Origin of the sequence: Streptomyces sp. YGL11-2, from assembly GCF_050054615.1 — a bacterium.
GTDB lineage: Bacteria > Actinomycetota > Actinomycetes > Streptomycetales > Streptomycetaceae > Streptomyces.
In genome coordinates, this window is record NZ_JBNHIN010000034.1 from 76745 (window position 1) to 86188 (window position 9444).

Annotated in this window: 7 protein-coding genes; 5 read left to right on the plus strand and 2 right to left on the minus strand. The window is 69.2% G+C overall.

Annotation, left to right across the window (positions count from 1 at the left end):
* Positions 1 to 92: 92 nt before the first annotated feature.
* Entirely contained in the window at positions 93 to 1013 is a 921-nt protein-coding gene (locus ACO1BR_RS30330; protein ID WP_426798290.1) for a glycoside hydrolase family 16 protein, read from the minus strand.
* 447 nt (positions 1014 to 1460) lie between these two features.
* Positions 1461 to 2897: a pyridoxal phosphate-dependent decarboxylase family protein gene (locus ACO1BR_RS30335; protein ID WP_426798291.1), complete on the minus strand. Its 1437-nt coding sequence runs from the start codon at positions 2895 to 2897 to the stop codon at positions 1461 to 1463.
* A gap of 28 nt (positions 2898 to 2925) precedes the next feature.
* Between ACO1BR_RS30335 and ACO1BR_RS30340 the strand changes: the two genes are divergently transcribed.
* The 5 genes from ACO1BR_RS30340 to ACO1BR_RS30360 all read left to right on the plus strand — a co-directional run bounded on the left by ACO1BR_RS30340 (position 2926) and on the right by ACO1BR_RS30360 (position 9259).
* Positions 2926 to 3774: a hypothetical protein gene (locus tag ACO1BR_RS30340; RefSeq protein WP_426798292.1), complete on the plus strand. Its 849-nt coding sequence runs from the start codon at positions 2926 to 2928 to the stop codon at positions 3772 to 3774.
* 286 nt (positions 3775 to 4060) lie between these two features.
* Positions 4061 to 5377, plus strand: coding sequence for a WS/DGAT domain-containing protein (locus ACO1BR_RS30345; protein WP_426798293.1), 1317 nt, complete (start codon positions 4061 to 4063; stop codon positions 5375 to 5377).
* A gap of 2 nt (positions 5378 to 5379) precedes the next feature.
* Complete coding sequence (locus ACO1BR_RS30350; protein WP_426798294.1) at positions 5380 to 7641, plus strand: MMPL family transporter; 2262 nt, start codon at positions 5380 to 5382, stop codon at positions 7639 to 7641.
* Positions 7642 to 7748: 107 nt separating this feature from the next.
* Positions 7749 to 8039: an acyl carrier protein gene (locus ACO1BR_RS30355; RefSeq protein WP_426798295.1), complete on the plus strand. Its 291-nt coding sequence runs from the start codon at positions 7749 to 7751 to the stop codon at positions 8037 to 8039.
* Positions 8036 to 9259, plus strand: coding sequence for a beta-ketoacyl-[acyl-carrier-protein] synthase family protein (locus ACO1BR_RS30360; RefSeq protein ID WP_426798296.1), 1224 nt, complete (start codon positions 8036 to 8038; stop codon positions 9257 to 9259). The genes ACO1BR_RS30355 and ACO1BR_RS30360 overlap by 4 nt, the downstream gene beginning before the upstream one ends.
* Positions 9260 to 9444: the final 185 nt, after the last annotated feature.

Here is a 9444-nt window from a genome sequence, read left to right on the forward strand (position 1 = left end):
GGGCCCGGTGACGAAGCGGGGCGGGCACGGCACGCCTCAGCCTGCCCGCCCCCGTTCGCTGTCCGTACAAGGGTCTTGCCCGGACCTCTGGTTCAGTGGCGCAGCGCGCTGTTGCTGGTGGTGACGTGGACGTAGTCCACGACCAGGGACTGCGGGAACTGGGTGCTGTCGTTGGGGTCTCCGGGCCAGTAGCCACCGACTGCGAGGTTCATGATGAGGTAGAAGGGGTGGTCGAAGACCCACTTGTTGCCGTGGGTGTCGGCCGGGGTGCGGGTCTCGTAGGCGTGACCGTCGACCGAGAAGGTCACGGCGCCCGGCGACCAGTCCACGGCGAAGGTGTGGAAGCCGTCCGCGAACGCCGCTCCTCCGGGCAGGGTGTAGCCGGCACCCAGTCCGCCGGATCCCGAGTAGCCGGGGCCGTGCAGGGTGCCGTGCACCGTGCCTGGTTCGAAGCCGACGTTCTCCATGATGTCGATCTCGCCGCAGGTGGGCCATCCCACGTTGCCGATGTCGCTGCCGAGCATCCAGAACGCCGGCCACATCCCCTGGCCGCGGGGGATCTGCATACGTGTCTCGAAGTGCCCGTACGCCTGGGTGAAGGTCTGCGCCGTGGAGAGCCGGGCCGAGGTGTACTGGCAACTGCCGTACCAGCACTGGTAGCCGGCCGGGTTCTCCTTGCGGGCGGTCATGACCAGATGGCCTTGGCCGTCCAGTGCGGCATTGTTGGTTCCGGAGGTGTAGTACTCCCGCTCGTGGTTGTTGACGTTGTCGCCGGTCTCGTAACGCCACTTGCCTCCGTCGACCGCGCTGCCCGCCGGGCCGTCGAAGTCGTCGGAGAAGGTGGTGACGGCGGCGGTCCGGTGGGAAGCCGGGCTGCCGTTGGCCTCAGCCGTGGTCGCCGACGTCCAGCCCGCCGCGAGCAGGAGAGCCGTGGCGAGGGCGGCGCCGGTGCGCCGGCGGTGTCGTATTCGGTTACGCGGACGGTCGGGTTGTGGGGGGATGGTTGCGGGCATGGCGTCTACCTCGTCGAAGGTGGTGATGGTGGGGGGATCACGGTGTGGCGATCACGGTGCGACCACGCCGTGGGGAGTTTCCACGAACGCTCCGGTGTCATTGCAGTCGGAGAGCTGAACGGCCGTGCTGTTTCGCCGAGTTGGTCGCGCCGGCGGTGGGCGGGGGCAGCCCGGGGTGGCGCAGGGGGCGAGCGCCTGGGGTGGGAGACATGGGGGGTCCCTTGGAGTCGGTTGGCTTTCCGACGTGATGCGCGGCGTGATTCAACTCGTGAACCGATGGCACGTCAAGAGTTCCGACAACCTTCAACAACTGACGGCACGGGGGCCGCATCGCCCAGCAGCTCCCGGACTGTTACGACGCCCCCCTCTTCGGCACCACAGGCGACCCTCAGACGCCAACCCGTGGCGGCAGGCCCGTGCGTGTCCGGGCGAGCGGGTAGTTCATCGTCAGGAAGGGGAGGCCGAGGCAGAAGGGTTCTCCAAGCACTGGGCGTGGGTGCGGATCCGCGTCCAGACGTAGTGCAGCGTGTCCGCGTCGACGTACGGAGATCCGAAGGCGGCCCGGACGGCGGGGCGGCCGTCGACGCTTGTGGGGGTGCACAGGAGCGTGCGGTCGGTTTGCAGACGGGAGAGCAGGTCACGGGTGTTGTCGTCGGTGTCGCGGCGGAAGACGACCAGGCCCAGCTCGTGCACCTCCAGGTGGAACCCCGGCTCGGCCGTGATCAGGCGGGCCAGCTGGGCCGCCAGGCGGATGTCGTGACGGATGGCTTCGCGCAGGCCCTCCAAGCCGTGGGCCCGCATCACGTACCAGAGTTTGAGGGAACGCATAGGGCGGCCGAGGGGCACCTGCCAGTCGCGGAAGTCCACGACCCGACCGGATTCGGTCGCAGGATTCCGCAGGTATGAGGGAGAGATGCTCATGGCGTCGGTGAGTGCGGCACGGTCGGAGGTCCACATCACGTCGCACGGCGTCCCCGTACGCATCCACTTGTGGGCGTTGACGGCGTAGGAGTCGGCGAGGGCGATGCCGTCGATGAGGTGCCGGTATTCCGGGCACAGCGTCGCGGATCCCGCGTAGGCGGCATCCACGTGCAGCCACACGTCCTCCCGCCGGCACAGCCGCCCGATGTCCGGTACGGGGTCCACGGCGCAGGTATCGGTGGTGCCGACCGTTGCGACGACGATGGCGGGGACGAAGCCGGCGGCCCGGTCGGCGTCGATCCGCGCGCCGAGCGCGTCGGGATCCATCCGGCCGGTGCCCGGCAGTGTGGCGATGAGCTGCGGCTCGCCCAGGCCGGCCAGCCGGGCGCCCTTGGAGACGCAGGAGTGGGCCCGTTCCGTGCAGTACATGCGGTAGCGGCCCTCGGTTCCGGCCGTACGCCATCGCCCCTCCGACGCCCGTTGAAGGGCCGCCGCGATGGCCACGAGTACCGCCGACGAGGCGGAGTCCTGAATGACTCCCCCGCCGCGACCACTCGAATGGCGGAAGGCTTCCGGCAGGCCGAGGGCCTGGGCCAACCAGTCCGTGACCACCTGCTCCAGCTCCGTGGCCGCCGGCGATGTCGACCACAACATGCCCTGTACGCCCAGCCCGGCGGTGACGTACTCGGCGAGCACGGACGCAGGCGAGTTGTTGGTCGGGAAGTAGCCCAGGAATGCCGGATGCTGCCAATGGGTCAGGCCCGGAACGATGACCTTCCAGGTGTCGGCCAGCAGTTCTCCGAGGCTCTCCGCTTGCTCGGGGGGCACCGGCGGCAGCGCGGTGAGCAGCGAGCCGGGTTCACACGGCGGGGATACCGGCACCTCTCGGGCCGCCAATGCCCGCCAATGGGCGACCAGTTGTCTGGTGGCCGTTTCTATCGCCGCTTCAAACTCGTCACCCATAGCATAAAAGTAGCGAGGTTATTATGTTTTGTCTATTGTGTCGCTTATGTGTCCTAGCCGTGTCGAACTCCGGCTTCCCGACCCGGAGCAGCTGCCCGAGAGCCTTGAGTCGCTGTGGCGTTCATCCGTTCGAGAAGGTCGCCCGGTTCGCTCGGTCCAGTGCCCGCTGGCCGACCCGCGGGAAGCCGATTACGACGCCTTTTTCGGCGTCATCCGGGTCTCCGGTACGCCGGCTCGACTGCTTTCCCAGGCGCTGGCCACCACGGTGAGCGCGATGGCCTCGCTACCCGAAGCCGCCGCCGAACCGGCGCTCCACGAGGCCCTGGATACCGCCCGCCTGGCCCCCGTCGCGGAACCGGGACTGACGACGAACACGCCTGCTCAGCAGCGCTGGATACACGGGCACCGACTGTTCTTCACGCTCACCCAAGCGGCCATAGTGGGTTTGCAGGACGCGCTGACCGCGCCGAGCGCCCGTTCCTGTGGGCCGGGAGTTCAGGCCACTCGCGTCTTCCTGCGCGCGAGTGCCTCCGCCATGCGACTGACCGCCTCCTTTTCCCGGTCCGCGTATGAGCGCGTCGTGCGGCCTTCCATGGCACCGCCCCAGCATTCCGCCCAAGGATTCTCCGGACTCTGGTCGGCAGATCACCGCGTGCTCATCACCCGATTGCGCGCCTGGGGTGCAATGCACAGTGAGATATGCAGGGATTCCTGCACAACACGCCGGCATCTGCTGGACGCCGTGGACGAGGTGTACACCGCTCACATCGGCATATGTGAACGCTTCATCGGGGACGGCTCCTCGCTTTTGGGGGGAACGGAAAACTCCCTGGACACTCTCGGCAAACTCGCCAGGCATCGCAACCGGCTTCTTTAGACCTCTGANTCACATCGGCATATGTGAACGCTTCATCGGGGACGGCTCCTCGCTTTTGGGGGGAACGGAAAACTCCCTGGACACTCTCGGCAAACTCGCCAGGCATCGCAACCGGCTTCTTTAGACCTCTGAATTCGTGCCGGGTGTTGCCGGCGCCAAGTGCGGCAGACGCCGGCTCTCTGCCACACCGCGTTCGACCCAATTCCCGGTGAGCGCGCGAATATCTGACGGATCAGCACATACGTGGTGCGTCCACGTCCTCGTCCTCTTTCAGGAAGGGATCGAGATGAGTTTCCGAGATGTCCTTCGTCGAACCACTGGCGGACAGGAGCCGGTTCCCGCAGCAGGGCGGCAGGCCGGCGCCAGGGAATGGAAGGGGGCTTTCTTCGACTACGCGGCGGCGCACCCGGGCACATCGGTCGCGGTGGGGGGCGTCACCCGCATCACGGGGGACGTGCCCGACCACGAGGAAATGTGTCTCCTGGTGGACCTTGCGGCAGCCCGCTATCCGGAACTCGCGGAAGCGCCGCCGGGTGGGTCGGGGAGACGGGCGGCGGCTCCGTTCGCCGCCGCAGACCACGTCTTTCGTACGCCCGTCGCCGCGGGGACAGGGCTGGACGGCCTGCGCGCCGCGCTGGGGGATCTGGCCGCGGCGCCCTTGCCGGAACGTCTCTGGGGGGTGTGGGTCCTGCATGGCTACGCCCCCGACGAGTTCGCGGTCGTACTGCGGGGGCATCATGCGCACTTCGACGGCATGCTGCTCACCGAACTCTTCCGTGGCACCCTCAGCGGAACCGCCGCCTCCTCCAAGGCAGGCGCCCCGCCGCCCGGCCGCACGGCCCGCCCGAGCACCGCAGCCGAACTGGCAACCGCCGTCCGCGAAGGCATCAGCGCCTTGGGCGGGCTGCGCCGGGCCGCTCGCCTCGTACCCGACGGCTTTCCCCTGACGGGCAGGCTGCACTATGCCTGGGGCAGCGTGGAACTGGCCCGTCTCCGGAAAATCGCTGCCGCACACGGAGCCACTCCCAACGACCTGTACCTGTCGGCCCTGGCCGGCGCGCTCAAGAGCTGGGCCAGGGAACGCGGCCGGCCGCTCGGCCGGCAACCGATGCGCATGATGGTGCCGGTCACCCTGCGGCGTCGGGACAACGCAGGCGAGAGGGGAAACGCGGTGCTGGGCGCGGCGGTACGGCTGCCCGTCGGCCTGGACGATCCCGTTGAGCGACTGGAGCACGTGAAAGCCCGTACGCGCAAGGTCCGTTCATCGTTGTTCAACCCCCATGCCGGTGCCCTGGGACGGATGGTCCCCGACCGGTTCGGCCGCTGGCTCCTCGAACTCGATCTGCACCCGCGGAGCACGACGGTACTCGCGACCCACGTTCCCGGACCCGACAAGCGTCTCCAGCTGGGCGACCGGGTCATTACCGACGTCATGCCACTGACTCTCCTGCCGGCCGGCCATGTGCTCGCGGCATGCTTTTCCAGCTATGCCACCACCGCCCGGATCGGCTTCGTCGCGGACCGGACGGTCGGCGACTGCGACGGCCTGGTGCAGCTCTGGATGCATGAGCTGGACGAGATGACGGCGCGCGCCGGGTTGTGATGATGAGCAGCAGAGAAGCGATCGAGGAGCAGAAGAGGGAGCGGCGCGTCACGGCCCCTCGGCACTGGGCCGTGACGTACCGATGGCTGATCCTGGCCCTGACCCTGGTGGCCGTGCTCGGTGCCGGAATCGCCGCCGCCGGCGTGCACGGACGCCTGGTGGACGGCGGATATTTCGACCAGTCGGCGGAATCGAGCCGCGCGGAACGACTGCTGACACAGCGCTACGGATCCGGGACCCCGAAGCTGGTGTTCGTGGCCCGTTCGACGGGCGCGGTGGACGGGCCGAAGGCCGCGGCAGCAGGGCAACGGCTCGTCGCCGAACTGGCCGCCGAACCCGGTGTCGTCTACGTACGCGCCCCCTGGTCCCCACCCACCCCGTCCCTGCTGTCGGCCGACCGCCATGCCGCCTTGCTGACGCTCGCCATCGCCGGGGACGACCAGCAGATGACACGCACCGCGCAGCACCTGATCCAGAAATACGCCGGTGCCCGGCCTCCGTTGACCGTGGAGGCGTCCGGACGGCTGTCCGTCAACCGGTACGCGGAGCAGCAGAGCCGCCGTGACCTCGTCAGCTCCGAGATGATCGGTGTTCCGCTGGTCTCCGCCGTGCTCCTGGTGGTGTTCGGCTCGGTACTGGCCTGCGCGCTGCCGCTCGCCATGGGACTGGTCAGCGTCACCGGCGCGATGGCCGTCCTGGACCTGCTGGCGCGGCACTACCCGGTGAACGTCTTCGCACTCAACATCCTCACCGCCCTGGGTTTCGGGCTGGCGGTGGACTACAGCCTGATCATGGTCAGTCGCTTCCGAGAGGAGTTGGACCGCGGTCTGGAGGTGTCGGACGCGGTGCGCGCCACCGTACGTTCGGCAGGCCGCACCGTTGCGGTTTCGGCAGCCGTGGTGACGCTGTCCCTCTGCGCGCTGCTGTTCTTTCCCACCCCCTTCCACCGCTCACTGGGCGCCGGCGCCGTGGCGGTGGTCTGCCTGGCCGGGGTCGCCGCACTGGTGGTCCAGCCGGCACTGCTCGCGCTCTTCGGGCGCCGCCTGAGCCGCCGCCCCGTGCGCGTACGGTGGTGGCGGGCCCGGGGCGCCGGTGCCCCGGACTTCTGGGCGCGGCTGGCTCGCGCGGTACTGCGGCGCCCACTGGCCGTACTGCTCACCGTGTCCGCGTTCCTCGTACTCCTCGCCGTGCCTGCCTCCGGGGCGCGCATGGGGTTCATCGACGAGGACTGGCTGCCCCGCGACGCGGCTCCGCGCCTCGCCGCGGAGCGGGCGCGCGCCGAGTTCCCGCTGCTGAACGGGACCACGCTCACCGCGCTGACCCCCCAGATCCCGGCGGGCTCCCCGGCCGCCGACCGCATGGGCCGGGCCCTCTCCCAGTTGGCGGGCGTCGACATGGTGATGGGCGCCGAGGGGAGTTTCCGCGACGGCCGCCGACTCGCCACGCCGCCCGCCCGGCCTGCCGGCGGTGTCGGGCAGGGGACCTGGTACTCCCTCACCACACAGGCCGGCCCGTACAGTGCGACGGCTCAGCGGCTGGTCGGCACGGTCAGGGCGCAGAAGGGGGCGGGCCCGGTGATGGTGGCCGGGGAGACGGCCTCTCTGGTGGACATGAAGGAGACCCTCGCACGGCACCTGGGCTGGGCCGCCGCGCTGGTCATCACCGCCGTCGCGCTGCTGCTGTTCTTCTTCACGGGGAGCGTGCTCGTCCCGCTCAAGGCCGTGGTCATGAATCTGCTGAGCCTGACGGTGGCGTTCGGTGCCATGGTGTCTCTCTTCCAGGACGGACTCCTGTCCCGGCTCCTGGGCGGCACCGCCACCGGTCATGTCGATCCGCTGATTCCGGCGGTGGTGTTCTGTATCGCGTTCGGGCTGTCCATGGACTACGAGGTCTTCCTGGTGGCGCGCATCCGCGAGGAATACCTGCGTACCGGGGACAACGAACGGGCCGTCGTCGCCGGATTGCGGCGCACCGGACGGCTGGTGACCGTCGGTGCGCTCGCCGTCGTCATCGTCCTCGGCGCACTGGCCGCCTCCTCGCTGGCCGTGCTGCAGGAACTCGGGGTGTGCCTGGCCCTGACGGTCGCCATCGACGCCACCCTCGTACGGTGCCTGATCGTGCCGGCCCTCATGGGCCTGGCCGGCCGCTGGAACTGGTGGGCCCCCGCTCCGCTCCTGAAGGTACGTGCACTCGTCCTGTCCCGGCTGGCCAGGGCCCGTCTACCGCACCGACCACCACGAACGTCACGTCACGTCAGAGGCTGATGCATCGGCCCGCAACCTGTCTTCACCGACCACCGAGCCGCCTACCCCCTCCCCTCTCTCGACCGCCCAACCATCCGCCATCCGCACTCACTTCACGAGGGACGCTGATGACCACCACATACGAATTCATCGCCGGCCTGCTCACCGAGCACATGGGCGTGCCCGAAGACATCATCAAGCCCGACGCCACCTTCTGGGACCTGGAACTCGACTCGCTCACGCTCGTCGAACTCACCGTGATCATCAACGACCGGCTCGGCATCAAACTGACGGAGGAGGACATCAGGCCGACCCTCGGGGAGTTCTGCCAGATCGTCGAGGAACGGCGCAACGGCGGGGAGACCGTGGGCACGGACAGCGCCTGGCAGGACGTACCGACCACCCCCACCCTCCCATGACGGCGGTGGATGTCGCGGTCACCGGGCTGGGACTGGTGACCCCGGCCGGAATCGGTGTCCGGGCGACGTGGGAGGGGCTGCTCTCCGGCCGGTCGCTGGCCGCCGCGGACGAGCGGCTGGCCGGCCTTCCGGTGAACTTCTCCTGCCGGGTGCCCGACTTCGACCCCACGGCCCTCCTCGGGCGCCGGTTGAGCTGGCGTATCGACAGGTTCATCCAGATGGGGCTGGTCGCCACCCGCGAAGCGGTCGGCGATGCCGGATGGGACCCCACCGCCTGGGACGGGGCCCGCGTCGCCGTGGTCCTCGGCAACGGGAACGGCGGCAACGACCAGGCCCAAAAGGAGTACGACCTGCTCAACAGCGGTCGGCACGAGGCGATTTCCCCCTTGTGCATCACGCGTACGGTGGCCAACATGCTCGCCGGCGAAATCAGCACGGACCTGAAGGCGCTGGGTCCCAGCCTGGTCACCTCCACCGCCTGCGCGTCCGGGGGAACAGCCATCGGCGTCGCCCGCGACCTGCTCGTCTCCGGAGCGTGCGACATCGCGATCACCGGCGGCAGCGAAAGCGTCTGCAACCCCATGGCCGCGGCCGGCTTCGGTCAGATGGGAGCCCTGTCCGCCAGGGTGCACGACCCCGCCGGCGCGTGCCGGCCGTTCGACGCGGACCGGGACGGGTTCGTGCTGGGCGAGGGCGCGGGCATCCTCGTACTGGAACGGCTGGCAGACGCCCGCGCCAGAAGTGCCCTGATCCGTGCCCTCGTTGCCGGATACGGAGCCTCCGCCGACGGCTACCACCCCACCTCGCCCGACCCGGAGGGCCAGGGAGTGGTACGGGCAATCCGCGCCGCACTTTCCGATGCCGCCCTGTCCACGTCGGACATCGACCACGTCAACGCCCACGGGACGTCCACTCAGCAGAACGATCTGGCCGAAGCGCGCGCCCTGTGCTCGGTCTTCGGCACACCGCCGCCGGTCACGGCGAACAAAGGCGTCCTTGGACACTCGGTCGGCGGCGCGGGCGGCATCGAAGCCGCCGTCACCGTGCTGAGCCTGCAACACCAGACCATCCCGCCGATCGCCAACCTCGACCGCCTCGACCCCGACATCGACCTGGACGTCGTCACCCAGGCCCCCCGCTCCCAGCACCTGGGTGCGGCACTCAGCAACTCCATCGGCTTCGGCGGTCAGAACGCGGTCCTGGCCTTCCGAGTGCCGTAACACCTCCGAGGTGGTCGAGCGCCGAGCAGGCAACAACCGAACGTGCCTGAAATCCCGTCACCCCCTGCCGACCCGCCGATCAGCCCTTCCCTGTCAACGGGGGAACCTAAGAGGCGCAGGTGGTTGGGGTGGCGTGGGCGGGGTCGAGGGCGTTCGCTGTCTCATGGAAGGCGAGACGGTCGATC